This window comes from Pseudomonas sp. E141, assembly GCF_052659885.1.
Map to the genome: position 1 here is coordinate 4,060,135 of NZ_CP084024.1, position 21,306 is coordinate 4,081,440.

22 protein-coding genes are annotated in these 21,306 nt (G+C 60.9%); 11 read left to right on the forward strand and 11 right to left on the reverse strand.

Going from position 1 to position 21,306, the window contains the following annotated elements:
- Positions 1-86: 86 nt before the first annotated feature.
- Positions 87-1,001: a DUF808 domain-containing protein gene (locus tag GKKCFE_RS18130; protein ID WP_076383808.1), complete on the reverse strand. Its 915-nt coding sequence runs from the start codon at positions 999-1,001 to the stop codon at positions 87-89.
- Between the two features lie 131 nt (positions 1,002-1,132).
- On the opposite strand from GKKCFE_RS18130, the gene GKKCFE_RS18135 reads away from it, so the two are divergent.
- The gene (locus GKKCFE_RS18135; RefSeq protein ID WP_188252411.1) at positions 1,133-1,738 is read left to right on the forward strand and encodes a TetR/AcrR family transcriptional regulator; all 606 of its coding nucleotides are present in this window, start codon (positions 1,133-1,135) and stop codon (positions 1,736-1,738) included.
- A 130-nt stretch (positions 1,739-1,868) separates the two neighbouring features.
- On the opposite strand, the gene GKKCFE_RS18140 is transcribed toward GKKCFE_RS18135, so the two are convergent.
- Complete coding sequence (locus GKKCFE_RS18140) at positions 1,869-2,327, reverse strand: REP-associated tyrosine transposase (RefSeq protein ID WP_139049430.1); 459 nt, start codon at positions 2,325-2,327, stop codon at positions 1,869-1,871.
- 211 nt (positions 2,328-2,538) lie between these two features.
- Entirely contained in the window at positions 2,539-2,979 is a 441-nt protein-coding gene (locus GKKCFE_RS18145) for a GlcG/HbpS family heme-binding protein (protein ID WP_139049429.1), read from the reverse strand.
- A gap of 266 nt (positions 2,980-3,245) precedes the next feature.
- Between GKKCFE_RS18145 and gcl the strand changes: the two genes are divergently transcribed.
- The 9 genes from gcl to GKKCFE_RS18190 all read left to right on the forward strand — a co-directional run bounded on the left by gcl (position 3,246) and on the right by GKKCFE_RS18190 (position 14,160).
- Complete coding sequence (gene gcl / locus GKKCFE_RS18150; RefSeq protein WP_047229606.1) at positions 3,246-5,021, forward strand: glyoxylate carboligase; 1,776 nt, start codon at positions 3,246-3,248, stop codon at positions 5,019-5,021.
- A gap of 137 nt (positions 5,022-5,158) precedes the next feature.
- On the forward strand, positions 5,159-5,941 hold the full coding sequence (gene hyi / locus GKKCFE_RS18155) for a hydroxypyruvate isomerase (protein ID WP_316912058.1): 783 nt from the start codon (positions 5,159-5,161) through the stop codon (positions 5,939-5,941).
- A 163-nt stretch (positions 5,942-6,104) separates the two neighbouring features.
- On the forward strand, positions 6,105-6,995 hold the full coding sequence (locus GKKCFE_RS18160) for a 2-hydroxy-3-oxopropionate reductase (RefSeq protein ID WP_047229608.1): 891 nt from the start codon (positions 6,105-6,107) through the stop codon (positions 6,993-6,995).
- Between the two features lie 150 nt (positions 6,996-7,145).
- Entirely contained in the window at positions 7,146-8,426 is a 1,281-nt protein-coding gene (locus GKKCFE_RS18165; RefSeq protein ID WP_047229609.1) for a glycerate kinase type-2 family protein, read from the forward strand.
- A complete protein-coding gene (gene pyk, locus GKKCFE_RS18170; protein ID WP_047229610.1) occupies positions 8,416-9,831 on the forward strand; it encodes a pyruvate kinase in 1,416 nt (471 codons plus the stop codon). The genes GKKCFE_RS18165 and pyk overlap by 11 nt, the downstream gene beginning before the upstream one ends.
- Before the next feature lie 123 nt (positions 9,832-9,954).
- Positions 9,955-10,857, forward strand: coding sequence for an urea transporter (locus GKKCFE_RS18175; RefSeq protein WP_445576924.1), 903 nt, complete (start codon positions 9,955-9,957; stop codon positions 10,855-10,857).
- Positions 10,858-10,878: 21 nt separating this feature from the next.
- Positions 10,879-11,700 carry an ion transporter gene (locus GKKCFE_RS18180; protein ID WP_047229612.1) on the forward strand — a complete coding sequence of 274 codons (822 nt, stop codon included), beginning with the start codon at positions 10,879-10,881 and terminating at the stop codon, positions 11,698-11,700.
- Between the two features lie 94 nt (positions 11,701-11,794).
- The gene (locus tag GKKCFE_RS18185; RefSeq protein ID WP_047229613.1) at positions 11,795-12,793 is read left to right on the forward strand and encodes a sulfate ABC transporter substrate-binding protein; all 999 of its coding nucleotides are present in this window, start codon (positions 11,795-11,797) and stop codon (positions 12,791-12,793) included.
- Positions 12,794-12,954: 161 nt separating this feature from the next.
- A complete protein-coding gene (locus GKKCFE_RS18190; protein WP_316912063.1) occupies positions 12,955-14,160 on the forward strand; it encodes an MFS transporter in 1,206 nt (401 codons plus the stop codon).
- A gap of 63 nt (positions 14,161-14,223) precedes the next feature.
- Here GKKCFE_RS18190 and GKKCFE_RS18195 read toward each other — a convergent pair whose 3' ends face one another.
- The 4 genes from GKKCFE_RS18195 to GKKCFE_RS18210 all read right to left on the reverse strand — a co-directional run bounded on the left by GKKCFE_RS18195 (position 14,224) and on the right by GKKCFE_RS18210 (position 17,601).
- A complete protein-coding gene (locus tag GKKCFE_RS18195) occupies positions 14,224-14,415 on the reverse strand; it encodes a PLDc N-terminal domain-containing protein (protein ID WP_047229615.1) in 192 nt (63 codons plus the stop codon).
- A gap of 71 nt (positions 14,416-14,486) precedes the next feature.
- The gene (locus GKKCFE_RS18200) at positions 14,487-15,017 is read right to left on the reverse strand and encodes a hypothetical protein (RefSeq protein WP_076383801.1); all 531 of its coding nucleotides are present in this window, start codon (positions 15,015-15,017) and stop codon (positions 14,487-14,489) included.
- Between the two features lie 144 nt (positions 15,018-15,161).
- The gene (locus tag GKKCFE_RS18205; protein ID WP_047229617.1) at positions 15,162-15,680 is read right to left on the reverse strand and encodes an ankyrin repeat domain-containing protein; all 519 of its coding nucleotides are present in this window, start codon (positions 15,678-15,680) and stop codon (positions 15,162-15,164) included.
- A gap of 94 nt (positions 15,681-15,774) precedes the next feature.
- Positions 15,775-17,601, reverse strand: coding sequence for a long-chain-acyl-CoA synthetase (locus tag GKKCFE_RS18210; protein ID WP_107321770.1), 1,827 nt, complete (start codon positions 17,599-17,601; stop codon positions 15,775-15,777).
- Positions 17,602-17,955: 354 nt separating this feature from the next.
- On the opposite strand from GKKCFE_RS18210, the gene GKKCFE_RS18215 reads away from it, so the two are divergent.
- On the forward strand, positions 17,956-18,234 hold the full coding sequence (locus GKKCFE_RS18215) for a DUF3509 domain-containing protein (RefSeq protein ID WP_042732342.1): 279 nt from the start codon (positions 17,956-17,958) through the stop codon (positions 18,232-18,234).
- Positions 18,235-18,276: 42 nt separating this feature from the next.
- Here the strand turns inward: GKKCFE_RS18215 and mtnC are convergent, their stop codons facing one another.
- The 4 genes from mtnC to GKKCFE_RS18235 are packed head-to-tail and all read right to left on the reverse strand — an operon-like array spanning position 18,277 to position 21,291.
- A complete protein-coding gene (gene mtnC, locus GKKCFE_RS18220) occupies positions 18,277-18,960 on the reverse strand; it encodes an acireductone synthase (protein ID WP_274091340.1) in 684 nt (227 codons plus the stop codon).
- A gap of 4 nt (positions 18,961-18,964) precedes the next feature.
- Positions 18,965-19,510: a 1,2-dihydroxy-3-keto-5-methylthiopentene dioxygenase gene (locus GKKCFE_RS18225; RefSeq protein ID WP_047229620.1), complete on the reverse strand. Its 546-nt coding sequence runs from the start codon at positions 19,508-19,510 to the stop codon at positions 18,965-18,967.
- An 18-nt stretch (positions 19,511-19,528) separates the two neighbouring features.
- A complete protein-coding gene (locus GKKCFE_RS18230; RefSeq protein ID WP_107321768.1) occupies positions 19,529-20,149 on the reverse strand; it encodes a methylthioribulose 1-phosphate dehydratase in 621 nt (206 codons plus the stop codon).
- The gene (locus GKKCFE_RS18235; RefSeq protein ID WP_445576925.1) at positions 20,146-21,291 is read right to left on the reverse strand and encodes an MFS transporter; all 1,146 of its coding nucleotides are present in this window, start codon (positions 21,289-21,291) and stop codon (positions 20,146-20,148) included. Before GKKCFE_RS18235 ends, GKKCFE_RS18230 begins: the two co-directional genes overlap by 4 nt.
- Positions 21,292-21,306: the final 15 nt, after the last annotated feature.

Here is a 21,306-nt window from a genome sequence, read left to right on the forward strand (position 1 = left end):
GAGGGCCTGCCATTCAACATTTATGTTGGCTGGTAGACCGCTATCGCGAGCAGGCTCGCTCCCACAGTTGTCATCTGTTGTCAGATTCAGCTTTTCAGCGCTTTCCAGACCTTGCCCACCACCATCACTCCCGCCAACACCAGCGCCCCCGCCACAATCCCGGCCACCGCATTAAGCAGCAACGGCACAATGAACCCGGCGCCGCCAGCACTGGCCGTCACACCTTCGATCCAGTGATGCACCACCGGCACGCCATGGGTCAGGATGCCGCCGCCCACCAGGAACATCGCCGCCGTGCCGATCACCGACAGGCCTTTCATCATGTAGGGCGCGGCGCGCAGGATGGCGCCACCGACGCTCTTGGCCCATTGCCCCGGCTTCTGCGTCAGCCACAACCCCAGGTCATCGAGCTTGACGATCCCGGCCACCAAACCATAGACGCCGACGGTCATGACGATGGCGATACCCGACAGCACGATCACCTGCTGGGTCAGCGGTGCATCAGCGACGGTGCCGAGGGTGATGGCGATGATTTCCGCCGAGAGGATGAAGTCGGTGCGTATCGCACCTTTGATCTTGTCCTTTTCGAAGGCCACCAGATCGACCGCCGGATTGGCCACGGCCTCGACCAGTTGCGCATGCTCGGCCTGGTCTTGCGCCTTGCTGTGAAGGAACTTGTGGGCCAGTTTCTCGAACCCTTCGAAGCACAGGTAGGCGCCCCCCACCATCAGCAGTGGCGTCACCAGCCAGGGCACGAAAGCGCTGATGGCCAACGCCGACGGCACCAGGATCAGTTTGTTGATGAACGACCCCTTGGCCACCGCCCAGACCACCGGTATTTCCCGCTCGGCACGCACGCCTGACACCTGCTGGGCATTGAGCGCCAGGTCATCGCCGAGCACGCCGGCGGTTTTCTTGGCGGCCATCTTGGTCATCAATGCAACATCGTCGAGCACTGTGGCGATATCGTCGATCAGTAACAGCAAACTGCTTCCGGCCATGGAGGAACTCCTTGAACAATAATGCTGCGCAGCATAGCGCGCCCGACGTGGCCGCGGGGCATTCTTGAGCGCTTCGCGAGGCCGGTGCTACCATGCGCAACCGCCAGAACAGGCAAGGAACCCCTGGGTTTATGAGCACTATCCGCGAGCGCAACAAAGAACTGATCCTGCGTGCCGCCAGCGAAGAGTTTGCCGACAAGGGCTTCGCGGCGACCAAAACCAGCGATATCGCGGCCAAGGCGGGCCTGCCAAAACCCAACGTCTACTACTATTTCAAATCCAAGGAAAACCTCTACCGCGAGGTGCTGGAAAGTATCATCGAGCCAATCCTCCAGGCCTCGACCCCGTTCAACGCGGACGGCGTGCCCGGCGAAGTGCTGAGCCACTACATCCGCTCCAAGATCCGCATCTCCCGCGACCTGCCCTTCGCCTCAAAAGTCTTCGCCAGCGAAATCATGCACGGCGCCCCACACCTGAGTGCCGACCTGGTGGAACAACTCAACGCCCAGGCCCGGCACAACATCGACTGCATCCAGACCTGGATCGACCGCGGCCAGATCGCCCCCATCGACCCCAACCACCTGATGTTCAGCATCTGGGCCGCCACCCAGACCTATGCCGATTTCGACTGGCAGATCAGCGCCGTGACCGGCAAGGCGAAGCTGGATGAGGCGGATTACGAAGCGGCGGCGCAGACGATTATTCGGTTGGTGTTGAAGGGGTGTGAGCCAGGCTGATAGATCGAGTTGCCTTTATCGCGAGCAAGCTCGCTCCCACAGGTTTTGTTGTGAATATAGGTTCTGCTAGCAAACCTGAATCCCTTGTGGGAGCGAGCTTGCTCGCGATTGAAGACAGCTCGATTTCAAGTCAAAGCCAAATGGCATCCCACAGCGGATAATCGCCAAGCCGCTTCACGAGACCTGCCCGCAACGGGTTAGCGACGACATAGCGCGCCATTATGATCAACTCTTCTTCCCGCCGCAGTGCGCGGTCATGGTATCCCGGTTGCCAAAGGCGACCTCTCTGCCCTGTGGATATGTTCACCGCCCGAGCACTCAAGGACTTGGTTTTTTGCATCAACTCATTCAACGGGCTTTGCTGCAATTCAATCAACCAATGGAAATGATCAGGCATGACCACCCAAGCCAGTGACTTCGCCCATCCCTCATCCTGGGCACATCGAAACTGTTCAACGACCAACCTGCCTAAAGCGAAATCCTGAAAAATCGGCTTTCGCTCAGCCGTGTTAGAGGTCAATAAATAGATTCGATTCAACTCACCGTAACGGCCAGTACGCAAGCGATGTGAAGCAGGTAAATCAGGCATTCCTTCGCCTCTCCAATGATCAGGTCATCAAAGGCTAGATCAGTGGATTTTGAATACCGGGCAGACTCTTGGCTGGATGTGTCTGGGAGGTCATCATCGCGAGCAAGCTCGCTCCCACACAGGGTTTGCGGTGTTCAGACATTATGTGTCCAACATCAACCCCTGTGGGAGCGAGCTTGCTCGCGATGACGCCAGTCCATTCACCACAAAATCAAGCAACCACCCCGACATCCGCCCTCAACTGCAGCGCCTCCACGGCCCTGATCGCCACCTGCTCATCCACATCCGAAACATCCCCACTGACACCAATCGCCCCCAGCACCCTCCCCTCCTGATCCCTGATCAACACCCCACCCGGGGCCGGTACGACGTTGCCTTGGCCCAACCCATTCAAAGCGGCAAAGAACGCCGGGCGTTGTTGGGCGTCCTGGGCCAGCAGGCGCGAGCCTTTGCCCAGGGCGATGGCGCCCCAGGCCTTGCCGATGGCGATCTGAGGGCGAAGCAGGCTCGCACCGTCTTCGCGTTGCAAGGCAATCAGATGGCCGCCGCTGTCCAGGACCGCAATGGTCAGCGGTGCAGCGCTGATTTCACGGCCTGCGGCAAGGGCTTGCCCCGTCAGGCTGACGGCGACTTTCAAGGTTAAAGCGCTCATGGGTGCTGTCCTTTTTTTGTTGTGGGAAGCGTTCCTGGCAATGCCTTTGGCAAAACCAGACGCAAACAATAGAACACAATGATAATATTTTTTGTATACAATAAATCCAACAACGTAACCTTATCGACGAAAAGCCACAGCATTTACGGCCTTCCGACGAATGAAACAGGTGCTTGAGAAAATGGATTGACCTGCGCCGTCCGCCGTGAATACACTCAACGCAAAGCCACTTGTATACAATTACAAAACGTAAGAGGCACAAAATCATGAGCAAAATGAGAGCAATCGAAGCCGCCGTTCTGGTGATGCGCCGTGAAGGCGTGGACACCGCCTTCGGCATCCCGGGTGCCGCGATCAACCCGCTGTACTCTGCCCTGCAAAAGGTGGGTGGCATCGATCATGTCCTCGCTCGCCACGTTGAAGGCGCCTCCCACATGGCCGAGGGCTACACCCGCACCAAGGCCGGTAACATTGGCGTGTGCATCGGCACCTCGGGACCGGCGGGGACCGACATGGTGACGGGGCTCTACAGCGCTTCGGCCGACTCGATCCCGATCCTGTGCATCACCGGCCAAGCGCCCCGCGCCCGCCTGCACAAGGAAGATTTCCAGGCTGTGGATATCACCAGCATCGTCAAACCGGTGACCAAGTGGGCCACCACCGTTCTGGAACCGGGCCAGGTGCCGTACGCTTTCCAGAAAGCCTTCTTTGAGATGCGCTCCGGCCGGCCGGGCCCGGTGTTGATCGACCTGCCGTTCGACGTGCAGATGGCCGAGATCGAATTCGACATCGACGCCTACCAACCGCTGCCCCTGGCCAAACCCGCCGCCAACCGCGTGCAGATCGAAAAGGCCCTGGCCATGCTCGATCAGGCCGAGCGCCCCTTGCTGGTGGCCGGCGGCGGGATCATCAACGCCGATGCCAGCGAGCTGCTGGTGGAGTTCGCTGAACTGACCGGCATCCCAGTCATCCCTACCTTGATGGGCTGGGGCACCATCCCTGACGATCACCCGCTGATGGTCGGCATGGTCGGCCTGCAAACCTCCCACCGCTATGGCAATGCGACGCTGCTCAAATCGGACGTGGTGCTGGGTATCGGCAACCGCTGGGCCAACCGCCACACCGGTTCGGTGGATGTCTACACCGAAGGCCGCACCTTCATTCATGTGGACATCGAGCCGACCCAGATCGGCCGTGTGTTTACCCCCGACCTGGGCATTGTGTCCGACGCCGCTTCGGCACTGACGGCGTTCATCGAAGTCGCCCGCGAATGGCAAGCCGCCGGCAAACTGAAAAACCGCAGCGCCTGGCTGCAGGACTGCCAGCAGCGCAAGGCCAGCCTGCAGCGCAAGACCCACTTCGACAACGTGCCGGTCAAGCCCCAGCGTGTGTACGAAGAAATGAACCAGGTGTTCGGCAAGGACACCTGCTACGTCAGCACCATCGGGCTGTCGCAGATCGCCGGGGCGCAGTTCCTGCACGTCTACAAACCGCGCCACTGGATCAACTGCGGCCAGGCCGGCCCGTTGGGCTGGACCATTCCGGCGGCACTGGGGGTGGTCAAGGCCGACCCGAGCCGCAAGGTCGTGGCGCTGTCGGGCGACTATGACTTCCAGTTCATGATCGAAGAGCTGGCGGTAGGCGCGCAGTTCAAGCTGCCGTACATCCACGTAGTGGTGAACAACTCCTACCTGGGGTTGATCCGCCAGGCCCAGCGCGGGTTCGACATGGACTACTGCGTGCAGCTGTCCTTCGACAACCTCAACGCCCCGGAACTCAACGGTTATGGCGTGGACCACGTCGCCGTGGCCGAGGGCCTGGGTTGCAAGGCGCTGCGGGTGTTCGAACCGTCCGGCATCCAGCCGGCGCTGCGCAAGGCCCAGGAGTTGATCGAAGAATTCAAGGTGCCGGTGATCGTCGAGATCATCCTGGAACGGGTGACCAACATTTCCATGGGCACCGAGATCAACGCCGTCAACGAATTCGAAGACCTGGCGCTGGTGGGCAACGATGCGCCGACAGCGATTTCGTTGCTCGATTGAATGCCGACGCACTCCTGTGGGAGCGAGCTTGCTCGCGATGACGGCGCTACATTCAACATGGATGCAAGCAGACACACCGCTATCGCGAGCAAGCTCGCTCCCACAGGGGGCCTGCCAACTATTTATAGGAGACCATCATGCCGCGTTTTGCAGCCAACCTGTCCATGCTGTTCACCGAGCAGGATTTCCTCGCCCGTTTCGAAGCGGCCGCCAAGGCCGGTTTCACCGGTGTCGAATACCTGTTCCCTTATGACTACAGCTCCGCCGAGCTCAAGGCGCTGCTCCAGGCCAATGGCCTGACCCAGGTGCTGTTCAACCTGCCGGCCGGCGACTGGGCCAAGGGCGAGCGCGGCATTGCCTGTCTTCCGGACCGGGTTGAAGAGTTCCGCTCGGGCGTTGACCTGGCGATCGCTTATGCCCAGGTGCTGGGCAACACCCAGGTCAACTGCCTGGCCGGCATTTGTCCGCAGAACTGCGACAAGGCCCTGGTGGAGAAAACCTTCGTCGCCAACCTGAAATACGCTGCCGAGAAGCTGCAGGCCAAAGGCATCAAGCTGGTGATGGAAGCCATCAACACCCGCGACATTCCCGGTTTCTACTTGAACAACACCGCCCAGGCCCTGTCGATCCGCGAGCAGGTGGGCAGCGCCAACCTGTTCCTGCAATACGACATCTACCACATGCAAATCATGGAAGGCGACCTGGCCCGGACCCTGTCGGCGCACCTGGGTCAGATCAACCATGTGCAACTGGCGGACAACCCGGGACGCAACGAGCCGGGAACCGGCGAGATCAACTACCGCTTCCTGTTCGAACACTTGGACCGCATCGGTTACCAGGGCTGGGTCGGCTGCGAATACAAGCCGCTGACCAGCACGGAAGCGGGTCTGGGGTGGCTGAAAAGCCATAACGCGATTTGACCCGATACGGCCTTTGTGGCGAGGGAGCTTGCTCCCGCTCGGCTGCGAAGCAGACGCATGATTTTTCACCCAACATGGATTTCTGGGGCCGCTTCGCGACCCAGCGGGAGCAAGCTCCCTCGCCACAGAGACCCGGGACATCTAAATAAGAGAGGATTTTCTCATGGCTAAAATCGGATTCATCGGCACCGGCATCATGGGCCATCCCATGGCAATGAACCTGCAAAAGGCCGGGCACAGTCTGTTCCTGAGCCAGCACCACGATCCGGCCCCCGCCGATCTGCTGGCCGGCGGCGCGGTGGCGCTGGCCAACCCGAAGGAAGTCGCCCAGGAAGCCGAGTTCATCATCGTCATGGTCCCGGACACCCCGCAGGTCGATGACGTGCTGTTTCGGGCCGATGGCGTCGCGGCGGGCGTGGGCACGGGCAAGGTGGTCATCGACATGAGCTCGATCTCCCCCACCGCCACCAAGGCGTTCGCGGCCAGGATCAATGAAAAAGGCGCGCAATACCTCGATGCCCCCGTCTCCGGTGGTGAAGTCGGCGCCAAGGCCGCCACGCTGAGCATCATGGTCGGTGGCGACAGCGGCGCTTTCGAGCGCGCCCTGCCGCTGTTCCAGGCCATGGGCAAGAACATCACCCTGGTAGGTGGCAACGGCGACGGCCAGACCGCGAAAGTGGCGAACCAGATCATCGTCGCGCTGAACATCCAGGCCGTGGCCGAAGCCCTGCTGTTCGCCGCGAAGAACGGCGCCGATCCGGCCAAGGTTCGCGAAGCGCTGATGGGCGGTTTTGCCTCCTCGAAGATCCTGGAAGTACACGGCGAGCGCATGATCAAGGGCACCTTCGATCCGGGCTTCCGCATCAGCCTGCACCAGAAGGACCTGAACCTGGCCCTGCAAGGCGCCAAGGAGCTGAACATCAACCTGCCCAACACCGCCAACGCCCAGCAAGTGTTCAGCACCTGCGCGGCCATCGGCGGCAGCAACTGGGATCACTCGGCGTTGATCAAGGGGTTGGAGCACATGGCGAATTTCTCGATTCGCGACAAGTAAACCTGCACTAACCCCTGTGGGAGCGAGCCTGCTCGCGATAGCGGTCTTACATTCAACACATAAAGTGACTGGATTAACGCCATCGCGAGCAGGCTCGCTCCCACAGGGAATCGAGTCGCTTCATCCAATAATAAAAATCGGGAGCCCGCCATGTCGGTCGATCCGCAACAATTGCTGCGTGAGCTGTTTGCCACAGCCATCGATGCGGCCCATCCGCAGCATGTCCTTGAACAGTATCTGCCCAGCGATCGCAGCGGCCGGGTGATCGTCATCGGCGCCGGCAAGGCCGCCGCGGCGATGGCGCAGGTGGTCGAGCGCTGCTGGCAGGGCGACGTCACCGGTTTGGTGGTGACCCGCTACGGCCATGGCGCGCCTTGCCAGAAGATCGAAGTAGTGGAAGCCGCTCACCCGGTGCCTGATGCGGCGGGCCTGGCGGTGGCCCAACGGGTGCTGGAGCTGGTCAGCAACCTCAACGAAGACGACCGGGTGATTTTCCTGCTGTCCGGCGGCGGCTCGGCGTTGCTGGCGCTGCCGGCAGCTGGCATCACCCTGGCCGACAAGCAATCGATCAACAAGGCTTTGCTCAAGTCCGGTGCCACCATCGGCGAGATGAATTGCGTGCGCAAACATCTCTCGGCAATCAAGGGCGGGCGCCTGGGCAAGGCCTGCTGGCCGGCGACGGTCTACACCTACGCGATTTCCGATGTGCCCGGCGACCTCGCCACGGTCATCGCCTCCGGCCCCACCGTGGCCGACCCCAGTACGTCGGCCGAAGCCTTGGCGATCCTCAAGCGCTACAACATTGAAGTACCGGCCTCGGTGCGCAACTGGTTGCAAAGCCCGGAATCGGAAACCGTCAAACCCGGCGACCCGCGCCTGGCCCGCAGTCACTTCCAATTGATCGCCCGTCCCCAACAATCACTGGAAGCGGCGGCGGTGAAAGCCCGCCAGGCCGGTTTCAGCCCGTTGATCCTCGGCGACCTGGAAGGCGAATCCCGGGAAGTGGCCAAAGTCCACGCCGGTATCGCCCGGCAAATCGCCCTGCACGGCCAGCCTCTGGCGGCGCCATGCGTGATCCTCTCCGGCGGCGAAACCACAGTCACCGTGCACGGCAATGGCCGGGGCGGACGCAACGCAGAATTCCTGCTCAGCCTGACCGACAGCCTCAAGGGCCATCCCGGCATTTACGCACTGGCCGGTGACACGGACGGCATCGACGGTTCCGAAGACAACGCCGGCGCCATCATGACCCCGGACAGCTATCGCCGAGCCGCCGAACTGGGCCTGAGCGCCAGCGACGAGCTGGACAATAACAATGGCTACGGCTACTTCGCCGCGCTGGAGGCGTTGATCGTTACCGAGCCGACGCGCACCAACGTCAACGACTTTCGCGCCATCCTGATTCTTGAGAACCCCAAACATGACGCCTGATAAAAAGGTCAAGATTCTCGCGACCCTTGGCCCCGCAACCCGTGGGATCGATGACATCCGTGAACTGGTGCAAGCCGGCGTGAATATTTTCCGCCTGAACTTCAGCCACGGCGAGCATGCCGACCACGCCCAGCGCTACCAGTGGATTCGTGACGTCGAGCAGCAGCTCAACTACCCACTGGGCATTCTGATGGACTTGCAGGGCCCGAAACTTCGCGTGGGTACATTCGCCGACGGCAAAGTGCTGCTGCAACGCGGCCAGGCCCTGCGCCTGGATCTGGACGCCACGCCCGGCGATGAACAGCGGGTCAACCTGCCCCACCCACAGATCATCGCGGCCCTGGAGCCGGGCATGGACCTGCTGCTGGACGACGGCAAGCTGCGCCTGCGTGTGACCACCAAACACGCCGATGCCATCGACACCCAAGTGCTCAACGGCGGCGAATTGTCAGACCGCAAAGGCGTGAATGTGCCCCAGGCCGTGCTCGACATGAGCCCGCTGACCGCCAAGGACCGTCGCGACTTGAGCTTTGGCCTGGAGCTGGGCGTGGACTGGGTGGCGCTGTCGTTCGTGCAGCGCCCCGAGGACATCCGCGAGGCGCGTGCGTTGATTGGCGACAAGGCATTCCTGATGGCCAAGATCGAGAAACCGTCGGCGGTGACCCAGCTTCGGGAGATCGCCGAACTGAGCGACGCGATCATGGTTGCCCGGGGTGACTTGGGTGTCGAAGTGCCGGCCGAAAGCGTGCCGCAGATCCAGAAGAACATCATCGGCACCTGCCGCGCCCTTGGTAAACCGGTGGTGGTGGCCACGCAGATGCTCGAATCCATGCGTTTTTCTCCCGCACCCACCCGAGCCGAAGTCACCGACGTGGCCAACGCCGTGGCTGAAGGGGCCGATGCAGTGATGCTGTCGGCGGAAACCGCGTCGGGCGATTACCCCCTCGAAGCCGTGCAGATGATGAGCAAGATCATCCGCCAGGTGGAGAACGGCCCGGATTACCAGGCGCAGTTGGATGTCAGCCGGCCGAAGGCCGAAGCCACGGCGTCGGACGCCATCAGTTGCGCAATCCGGCGTATCAGCAACGTACTGCCGGTAGCGGTGCTGGTGAACTACAGCGAATCGGGCAGCTCCAGCCTGCGGGCGGCGCGGGAGCGGCCGACGGTGCCGATCCTCAACCTCACGCCCAACCTGCAAGCAGCCCGCCGTCTGACGGTGGCCTGGGGCGTGCATTCGGTGGTCAACGATCGGCTGCGCCAGGTGGACGAAGTGTGTTCCACCGCCCTGGAAATCGCCCAGGCCCAGGGCATGGCCCAACGCGGCGACACCCTACTGATCACAGCCGGCGTGCCGTTCGGGCAGCCGGGGTCGACCAATTCGTTGCGCATTGAGACGTTGATCTAGCGTTTGTACTGGCCTCATCGCGAGCAAGCTCGCTCCCACAGGGGTTTGTGATCGCCGCAAATCCAGTGTGGGAGCGAGCTTGCTCGCGATAAGGGCAACTCCGTCCCATCAGACATACCCACCATGCCCTACACCCACTGCCCCGACTGGGCCACAGCCCTGCTCAACGGCTTCAGCCAGATTTTCCTCCAGCGTCATCCGCTGTGCGGTCTGCTGTGCCTGCTGGCGATTCTCTTCACCGCACCCGCCTTGTTTGGCGGTGCGTTACTCGGCGGCGTGGCCGGGTTGCTCACCGCCCAGCGACGCGGTTATGCCAAGGTTGATCGACAGGCCGGACTGTTCAGTTACAACGGCATCCTGCTGGGCCTGCTATTGAGCCTCGCGTTACCCTGGTCAGCCGTGTTGCCGCCATTGATTATTGCCAGCGGCGGCCTCAGCGCGATGTTGACCGAGCAATGGCTCAAGCGCAGCCGCGGCCCTCAGTGCCTGCCCGCCTACACCGCGCCGTTCCTGGCGCTGGGCTGGTTGCTGCTGAGTTTTGCCCCGGCACAGCCATCACCCATTTCGGTTGAACTGACGATGGCCAATTTGCTGGCCGCTTGTTGGAGCGGACTCGGTCAGGTCATGTTTCTTGACCAGCCATTCGCCGGTGCGCTGATCGCTGTGGGATTGTTGATTGCCAATCCACGCGCCGCCGGGTGGGCGATGCTGGGTTCAGCCGCAGGCCTGGCGTTCTCCCTGCTGCATCACGACACGACCCAAGCCCTGTCGGGGCTCGGCGGTTATAACCCGGCCCTGGTGGCGCTGGCCCTCAGCCAACAACGCCGCCAGCGATGGTTGCCGCTGGCGGGTATTGTGCTGGCGCTCATACTCACACCGGGCTTTCTTGCCCTCGGTCTGGCGCCGCTGACCGCGCCCTTCATCCTGGCCTGCTGGCTGGTTCATGCCACCCACCGAGTGTGGCAACAGGCCAGTCGGGACACTGCGCCTTGCGCTTTGCGGGGCAATCACCCTAGGCTTCGCTGACTATTGGTTCAGGCGAAGGTTATGGATAGCAGCAACTGGCGTGAACGCCTCTACGTGATCATTTTCCAGACCGACACCGTGGCCGGCCGGCGCTTCGACAGCACACTGCTGTTGATCATCCTCGCCAGCCTGGTGATCGTGATGCTCGACAGCATCGACAGCGTGCACCAGAACTACGCCTCCCTGCTGGCCGCCATCGAATGGGGGTTCACCTTCATCTTCATCGTCGAATATGGCCTGCGCCTGTACTGCTCGCCCAAGCCCCTGCGCTATGCGTTCAGCTTCTACGGCCTGGTGGACTTGCTGGCGATCGTGCCCGGGATCCTGGCGCTGTACTACAGCGACGCCCAGTATCTGCTGATCGTTCGGATCATTCGCATGCTGCGGATATTCCGCGTGCTCAAGCTCAGCCCTTACCTCAAGCAAGCCAACTACCTACTGGCGGCGCTGCGGGGCAGCAAGCAGAAAATCATCGTGTTCCTGGTCAGCGTCTCGACCCTGGTGACCGTGTTCGGCACCTTGATGTACGTCATCGAAGGTCCCGAGAACGGTTTCACCAGCATTCCCAAGGGCATCTATTGGGCCATCGTCACGCTGACCACCGTGGGCTTTGGCGACATCGTGCCCAAGACGGCATTGGGCCAGGTGGTTTCGTCCCTGGTGATGATCACCGGTTACTCGATCATCGCCGTGCCGACGGGCATTTTCACCGCTGAACTGGCCACGGCCATGCGCGGTGACCAGCTCAAGCATGATTGTCCGGTCTGCAGCAAAAACAACCACGATCATGGAGCTGCTTTCTGCTCCCGTTGCGGCAATGCGCTGTTTAAGAAATTGGAATAAGCAAAGCACTTTTTAATGCTTGATGGCCTATTGGCTTGCCGCTAGTGTGCCGGCTAATTGCCCGGAACCCCTTTCAAATAAAAAGGAATTCGCAGTGAAGAACTTCTTTGGTGCCTCCCTTCTCGCCGCTGGCCTGACCTTTGGCAGCCTGGCCCACGCCGCCCCGCCCCTGCTCAACGTTTCCTATGACGTGATGCGCGATTTCTACAAGGACTACAACACGGCTTTCCAGAAACACTGGCAGGCCGAGCACAACGAAAACATCATCGTGCAGATGTCTTTCGGCGGTTCCAGCAAGCAGGCACGCTCGGTGATCGACGGGCTGCCAGCTGACGTCATCACCATGAATATGGCCACCGACATCAATGCCCTGGCGGATAACGGCAAACTGGTGCCCGAAAACTGGGTCACCCGCTTGCCGAACAACAGTGCCCCGTTCACCTCGGCCACCGTGTTCATCGTGCGCAAGGGCAACCCGAAAGCGCTGAAGGATTGGCCCGACCTGCTCAAGGACGGCGTGCAGGTGATCGTGCCCAACCCAAAGACCTCCGGCAACGGTCGCTACACCTACCTGTCGGCCTGGGGGTATGTGCTCAAGAATGGCGGTGACGAGAACAAGGCCAAAGCCTTCGTCGGCAAACTGTTCAAGCAGGCGCCGGTACTGGATACCGGTGGCCGTGCCGCGACGACCACTTTCATGACCAACCAGATCGGCGACGTACTGGTGACCTTTGAAAACGAAGCCGAGATGATCGCCCGCGAATTTGGCCGCGACCAGTTCGAGGTGATCTACCCGAGCGTTTCTGCCGAAGCCGAGCCACCGGTGAGCGTGGTCGATAAAGTGGTCGAGAAGAAAGGTTCTCGCGAGGCCGCCGAGGCCTACCTCAAGTACCTGTGGTCGCCCGAAGGCCAGGAAATCGCCGCCGCCAACTACCTGCGTCCGCGGGACCCTGCGGTACTGGCCAAATACACCGACCGTTTCCCGAAAGTGGACTTCCTGTCCGTGGAAAAAACCTTCGGCGACTGGCGCACGGTGCAGAAGACTCACTTCAATGACGGTGGGGTTTTCGACCAGATCTACAGCGGGCAATAACGTCCTATCCACATTTGATCGTTCCCAGGCTCTGCGTGGGAACGATCAGGCCTGTTTCATCATCAATAGCAAGCATGTCCGATATCAGCCACAAAGCCTGTTCCAGAGCCCGCTAACTCTTTAGCCTCACGCCATCCTTTCAAGCTAATGATGAGATTGCCATGAGTGCCCATCCCTCCTCCGTGCCCGCCGGTACAAGCCTGACTCGCGGCATGGTCCTGCTCTTCGCCTTCTGCTGCGGCGCCATTGTCGCCAACATCTACTACGCCCAGCCCATCATCGAACTGATCGCACCCGACGTCGGCCTGAGCAGCACCATGGCCAGCCTGATCGTCTCGCTGACTCAGATCGGTTATGCCCTGGGCCTGTTTTTCCTGGTGCCACTGGGGGACCTGCTGGAAAACCGTCGCCTGATGATCCTCACCACCGTTGTGGCGATTGCCAGTCTGTTGGCGGCAGCGTTCACCGACCAGCCGAACGTGTTCCTGCTGGTCTCGCTGCTGGTGGGGTTCAGTTCGGTGTCGGTGCAAGTCCTGATCCCGCTGGCCGCGCACTTGGCCCCGGAAGAGTCCAGAGGGCGGGTCGTGGGCGGGATCATGGGCGGCCTGCTGCTGGGGATCCTGCTGGCGCGGCCGATCTCAAGCGTGGTGGCCGATCACTTCGGCTGGCGGGCGATGTTCATGATCGCCGCCGCCTTGATGGCGGCGATCAGCATCGTCCTCGCATTGACCGTGCCCAAGCGCCAACCCGACCACAGCGCCTCTTATGGCCAGCTGCTGGGCTCGCTCGGCACCCTGTTGCGCCAGCAGCCATTGTTGCGCCAACGAGCCTTTTACCAGGCCTGCATGTTCGCCACCTTCAGTCTGTTCTGGACCGCCGTGCCGCTGGAACTGTCGCGCAATCATGGTCTGTCGCAAACTGAAATCGCCCTGTTCGCCCTGGTCGGTGCCATTGGCGCCATCGCCGCGCCCATTGCCGGTCGCCTGGCGGATGCCGGTCATACCCGCATCGCTTCGTTGCTGGCAATGCTGTTGGCCAGCCTGAGTTTTCTGCCAGCGTTCATCCATCCGCTCTACAGCGTTATTGGCCTGGCGGTTACGGGCGTGGTGCTGGATTTCTGTGTGCAGATGAACATGGTCCTGGGCCAGCGCACCATCTATGCCCTCGATGCCAAAAGCCGCAGTCGTCTCAATGCGCTGTACATGACCAGCATCTTCGTCGGCGGCGCGTTTGGTTCATCGATTGCCAGCGCGGTGTACGAGCACGGCGGCTGGTTATGGGTGGTGATCATCGGCAGCGGCTTCCCGCTGCTGGCCTTGCTGAGTTTCCTGAAGACCTCGAAAAAACACGCACTGGCGACAGCCTGACACCGTCGCGACAGGGTCGTAATGCCCGGCGGCCGAGGCCTGCCGGGCAACATCAAAAAGCGGTCAGATCCGCACGTTGCCCCGCGGCCCGGCAATCGCCCAGATGATCAGGCCCAGCACCGGCAACAGAAGGATCAACAGCACCCACAGGACTTTTGCCCCCGTTCCCGCGCCACTCTTGAGCACATTGATGATCGCCCAGATATCGAGCGCCAGGATGATCAGGCCAATCAGGCCGTTGAAGGTGGAACCCATGGTGTCGCTCCCAGATGGTGATATGCCCACTTAGGATAGCGGGGGCCCGGCGAGGGTTCCGTTTTATTGCGTCAGACGTGGATCGCAACCTTCAACGCTTCCAGGGCCGGCGCGGCGGCGATGCCGACTTCGGCGCACAGCTCCAGCACGCGTGGCACGTCGTTGCCATACACCAGAACCATTTGCAGTTCATCGTCGAGCAACTGGCTGAAATTCATCAGCACATAACCGCCGTTTTCCTTGTTCAGACTGCTCATCTGGATCTGGATGCGATTGAGCGCCGTCAGGGCTTCGGTTTTCGCCAGTTGCTTGGGCTTGAGGTTGAAGGCCACACCGGGCCCGAACGAGGCAACGATCTGTTCGAACAGCTCTACATAAGTGTCGGCCTGAAACAACACGGTGTCCGGCAGACTCCCCACCACCACCCACTCGCCCAGTGGAATCGGAAAGCTGTCGTCGTAGTTGATGTCCGGGTTGGCCGCCAGAAAAGCCGCCGGGTCGGCGTAGGCCTGGGCCGCTTCGTCAGCGATTTTCGCAACGTCCGCATCGCCCAGGCAGCCGGAGCTTATTTTGCTGATGAGTTCGACGAGTGCGGCTTTCATGGGGAAAATCCTGTGGCGATTGGGTTTTGAGGGCGCGCAGGATAGCGCATCACATTGATTGAGTCAGAAAGCTGTGGCCTGGGAGCTTTTGTGGCGAGGGGATTTATCCCCGCTGGGCTGCAAAGCAGCCCTAAAAGATAGGGATCAACCCAACAACTTCTCCAACTGCGCCGTGGTATCCACCGCGCCCATGGTCCTGGCTGCATCCAGCGCCGAGACGCCGTTTGCATCCTTGGCCTTGGGGTCGGCGCCTTTGCTGATCAGGTAATCGACGATCTCCACACGATTGAACATCGCCGCCATCATCAACGCGGTGCGACCATCGAAGGACGAGCCTTCCACCTGCGCCCCGCCGTCTACCAGCGCGGTGACCACGGCCAGGTCGCCCTTGAACGCCGCACCGGCAATCGGGCTCTGGCCATTGTCATTGCGGATTTCCGGATCAGCCTTGTTTTCCAGCAATACCTTCACCGTCTCCACATGCCCGTGGTAAGCGGCCAGCATCAGCAAGGTGTCACCCTTGTGATTGCGCAGGTTGGGGGGCAAACCTTTGCTCAGCAAGGCGGCCATCATGGCGGCGTCACCCTGGCGTGCGACATTGAACACCTGTTCGGCAAACTCCGCAGCCTCTTCCGGGGTCATCTGGCGGCTTGTATCGGACATGGGAAACTCCACTTAAGTCTTCGCAAAGCGGCTAGTTTCCCGAGGGACTCCAGGCCTGTCATCCCTTTTTTCTCTGCACCGTGCATAGTCAGAATCAATAACGGTACTGTCCCTGCTGAATCTGCGCCGCCAGTTGCCGGTCGACCCGCACGTAGGTCGCGGTGCCGGGCAGCCAGGCGTAGACCGGCTCATCGTCCGTGGCGCACGGGTCGAAGGCTTCGCTCTTGAGGCGGTTTTTCTGGTATTTGAAGGTGCCGGTGGTGTCCATTTTTACCTTGATGCGCAAGAACAACGGCACCGCATAGGCCGGCAACTTGCACTGCAAAAATTGCAACAGCTCAGCAAAATCCAGGGTAGCCAGGGATTCGGACGGAGTAATCGCCGCCATGCCGGCGCGGCCATTGGTGCCATTGATTTCGACGCCATAAGCCACCGCCTCGGCGATTTGCGCGTGCTGTAGCAATACGTTTTCAACTTCCGTGGTGGAGACGTTCTCGCCCTTCCAGCGATAGGTATCACCGAGGCGATCAACGAACTGCCCATGGCCGAAGCCGATGTTGCGCAGCAGGTCACCGGTATTGAAGTAACGGTCACCAGGAACGAAGACATCCTTGAAGATGGTTTTTTCGGTCTTGGCCGGATCGGTGTAACCGTCCAGCGGCGCCTTGTCGTCAATGCGCGCCATCAGCAGGCCCGGTTCTCCCTTGGGTACTTTCTGCATCCGGCCTTGCAGGTTGCGCAACGGCGCCCCGCTGTCATGGTCGTACTGCACCAGTTCCCAGCCCATCAGGGAAAATCCGACGGTGTTGTCGAAATTCAGCACATTGGTGAAGCCGATATTGCCGTCGCTGGCCGCGTACAGCTCGCAGATATGGTCGACACCAAAACGCGTCTTGAAGGCCGACCATGCCCCGGGGCGCAAGCCGTTGCCGATCATCTTCCGGACCTCGTGCCGCCGGTCCTCGGCACTGGCGGGCTGGTCGACCAGGTAGCGACACAATTCACCGACATAGCCCAGGGTGGTGGCCCGGTAACGGCGAACGTCACTCCAGAACTGGCTGGCGCTGAACTTGCGCCGTATCGCAAACCCCGAGGCGCCGCAGATCGCCGCTCCCCAGCACACGCACAGGCCCGTGGCGTGGTACAGCGGCAGCGTGCAATACAAGACATCCGCGGGCTGCATGTCCAGGGCGATCAGGCCGAAACTGGTGGAAGTGCGCATCCAGCGCCCGTGGCGAAACACCCCGGCCTTGGGCAGCCCGGTAGTGCCCGAGGTGTAGAGATAAAAACATGGGTCGTTGAAAAAAACCTGCTGACTGCTGGCCGGGTTGTCACCTGGATGGCTGGCGCTGCTACTTATCAGATCGACAAAACCGGAAGGAACGACGGCGCTGTCCTGGTCGGCGACCCACCAGGTTCGGTGGCCGGACAGTGAGGTGCGGGCTCGCACGTCGTTGAAGGCCGCGACCCGTTCTGCCCCGACCACCACCGCGACAGGCGTGACCAACGCCAGGCTGTGCACCAGCGCGTCCCCGGTCTGCGAGGTGTTGACCATGGCGCTGACCGCACCGACCTTCGCCACCGCCAGCACCGTCACCAGCATCTCTGGCCGATTCTCGATGAAAATCGCCACGCAGTCGCCCTTGCCGATGCCCTGTGCCAACAGGTAATGAGCGATGCGATTGGCCTGTTCGTTGGCCTGCGCGTAACTCAATACCGTGTCGCCACACAACAACGCCGGCCCTTGGGGATTGCGCTGGGTGGCCTGTTCGAAACACCAGCCCAGGCCGCAAGGCTGGGTCGGGTCCTGGACGTTGGCGAGCTTCATGCCTTTGACGATACGGGGAATGGCTCTGGCAATAGTGGGTAGCTTGCGCAGCATCTTGCCCCAGGTAATGGCGTCGCTGGATGTACGACTCATGGTCACTCCCGTTCGACCTCGTGGGTCTGGGTTCTTGTTGTCGGGCTGGAGCTCAATTGCGCTCGAAATTACGCCAGCGATTCCGGCGCTGTACATGCGGTTTTTGCAATGTTTTGTATCCACCGTTCCGGACAGGCGGAGCATGAGCGCCAGAAATCCATTTGGTTCAACAAAAGATCAGCCGACCACGCAAAATGCAGGATGCACGATGGCCATTCATGCAAGTTGCACGAAAGCAAAAATAGGAGGAATTGTTAACTGATTGTTTTATAACGTTTTTTAATCAAGCCCAACGCTGGCACAGACACTGCAACTACCTCTCCACGGTTTGCCACCACCATGGAGCAGTCAAATATGAACATGATTCAAGAAAAGTTTGCGTCCCTCTTCTCCAACTACGAAGTGACCACTCAGGCCCGCCCGGATGGCGGTATCCTGCTGACCTTGCGCAACAGCGAAGGCAAACTGTTTAAACGCACAATTTCCTACGCCCAGTTGCACGCCGGGGACCAACTGTCCTGGGCAATCAGCGCAATCCGTCGCGACCTGGCGGAACAGGCCAGCGAGTTGCCGCAGATCGCCATGCTGCAAAGCCAGCATCGTTTTGCGCTGCCGACCTATCACAGCGCCTGATCGTGTTGTGGGAGCGAGCTTGCTCGCTCCCACACTCCTCTATCAAAAACGCGCAGGATCGATCCGGGCAAAACTGTCCACCGTGACATGCCCTTGCAGCTCACCGCCCTCGCGCGCCACTCCGCACGTAGCCATGCCGGCATCACGGGCCGCATCCAGTTCCTGGACGATGTCCGACAGAAACAGAATCTCCTCCGGGGCTACGCCCACCGCCGCGCTGATGCGCTGGTAGGACTGGACTTCCCGCTTGGGTCCCGATGTGGTGTCGAAATAACCACTGAACAACGGCGACAGATCGCCAGCCTCGGAACAACCGAAAATCAGCTTCTGTGCCTGGATCGAGCCCGAGGAATAAACGAACAGCCGTAAACCTTGCTGATGCCAGCGCTGCAGTGACTGCACCGCGTCCGGGTAAACGTGCCCTTTCAACTGCCCCGCCTGATACCCCTGCTCCCAGACCATGCCCTGCAACGCCTTGAGCGGCGTGGCCTTGCGGTCTTCGGCGATCCACTCCAGCAGGATCGCGATGACGCGCTCGGTGTCAGCCCCCGGCTCACCATTGTCCTGCCGCACCGCTGCCAATTGCTCGGCGACGTCGGCGCGGTTGGCATGCTGACGAACGAAATCCGGAAGATGCCTGGCGGCATAGGGAAACAACACATCGAACACGAAACTCACCGCACTGGTGGTGCCCTCGATGTCCGTGAGAATGGCTTTGATCGACACAGGCTCAGTCCTCCAGGCGCGGGAAACGGCTGGCGATGTCGTCGCCAGTGAACTTCGCGACCCAACCTTCCGGGTTGTTGAACAGGCGAATGGCAACGAAATGTGGATGCTCGCCCATGTCGAACCAGTGCGGCGTGCCCGCAGGCACCGAGATCAGGTCATTCTTTTCGCACAGTACGGCGTAGACGTAATCGTCGATGTGCAGGGTAAACAGGCCACGACCGGCGACGAAAAATCGTACTTCGTCTTCAGCATGGCGATGTTCATCGAGGAATTTGGCCCGCAGTTCGGCTTTTTGCGGGTGATCGCTGTTGAGGCTGATGACGTCGACCGTGACGTAGCCGCGCTCGGTCATCAACCGGTCGATCTGGGTCTTGTAGGCGGCAATCACTTCGTCCTGGCCGGCGCCTGGCTGGATTTTCGTTGCCGCTTCCCAGCGGTCGAAGCGAACACCTTTATCGGCCAGGGTCGCGGCGATGTCTTCGAAATGGGTCAGCACCTTGTTCGGAATGTCGGGGCTTGAGACGTGATAGACGGACAGGCTGCTCATGGTTAGGGCTCCAGCAAATTAACGGTTCAGGAGTGCGCGGGTCTTGAGCTCACACTCAAACAGGAACTCGAACGCTTCGATCTGGCGCAGGGCATCGTTCATGCTCGGCCCCCAGGTATACAGGCCATGCCCGCGAATCAGGTAGCCGACGCAATCGGGGTGAGCCTCGAGCCACGGCTGCACCTGGCCGGCCAGGCGCGCGATGTCCTGGTCGTTGTCGAAAATCGGCACGCGGACACAGGATTCGTGGGTCGACACACCGCTGAAGGCTTTTTGCAGTTCGTAGTCTTCAAAGTCGATGAAAGCCTGGTGGGTCAGGCGCGACAACACCGTGGCATTCACCGAATGGGTGTGCAGCACCGCGCCGATCTCCGGGCGCCAGCGATACAGCTGGGTGTGCAGCAGGGTTTCGGCGGAGGGTGTCTTGCCGCGCTCCAGGCTGTTGCCGTCCAGGTCGGTGGCGAGCACATCATCCAGGCCCAGTTGCCCCTTGTGCTTGCCGGACACGGTGAGCAAGGCCTGGTCAGGGGCAAGCCGGGTCGAATAATTGCTGCTGGTGGCCGGGGACCAGCCGCGGCCATACAAAAAACGCCCGGCGTCGATGATTTCCCGGGCGAGCTGTTCACGGGTAAGGCTCATGGCCTGTCCTCTTGCATACGTGTGGCAATGATAACGGCTGCAGCGAAGGCTGCGAGGCTGGCGATGCTGAAAGTCCAACTGGCACCCAGGGCGTTCCAGCTGTAGCCGGAATACAACGCGCCCAACGCCCCGCCCATGCCGGCCAGGGCGGCGTACAACGCCTGGCCCTGGCCTTGCTGGCGTGGGCCGAAGCTACGTTGCACGAAATGGATGGCAGCGGCGTGAAAACTGCCGAAGGTCGCCGCGTGCAGCACCTGGGCAAACAACAGGACCCAGAAAAATTCGGCCAGTGAGCCCAGCAGCAGCCAACGCAACGCCGCCAGCAGGAAACTCACCAGCAGCACCCGACGCACGGAAAACCGCGCCAGGATCCGGCTCATCAGCAGGAAGATCAAGACTTCCGCGACCACGCCAATGGCCCAGAGCATACCGATCAACCCGCGGCTGTAGCCCAGGCCTTCCAGGTGCAGCGTCAGAAAGGTGTAATACGGCCCGTGGCTGACCTGCATCAGCCCCACGCACCCATAGAACGCCAGCACCCCAGGGTTGCGCAATTGCCGCAGAAAACCTACCCCCGCGACTCGCGGCCCCTGTGTCGGCTGGGCATTGGGGACCCAGAAGCTGGCGAGCACGATGCCGCCCATGATCAGCACCAGCGCCACCGGGTAAATGTCCAGGCTCAGCCATTCGAACAGCCGGCCAAGCGCAACCACGGTAATGATGAAGCCGATGGAGCCCCACAGGCGGATCTGGCTGTAGCGCGAAGTTTGCCCGCTCAAGTGGGCCAGGGTAATGACTTCGAACTGCGGCAACACCGCGTGCCAGAAGAACGCGTGCAGCGCCATGACCAGCGCCAGCCAGGCGTAGCTCTGATCGATGAAGATCAGCGAGAACGTCAGCAGCGTGCAAATGGCGCCAAAACGCACGATCGCCAGGCGCTGACCGGTGTAATCCCCCAGCCAGCCCCAGATATTCGGTGCCACGCAGCGCATCAGCATGGGGATCGCCACCAGCTCGCCGATGCGCGCCGCGTTGAACCCCAGGTGATCGAAATACAACGCCAAAAACGGCGCCGTCGAACCGAGTAGCGCGAAATAGAACAGATAGAAACTGGAGAGCCGCCAGTACGGCAGAGCCGCCATGGTCGTCAGGCCACG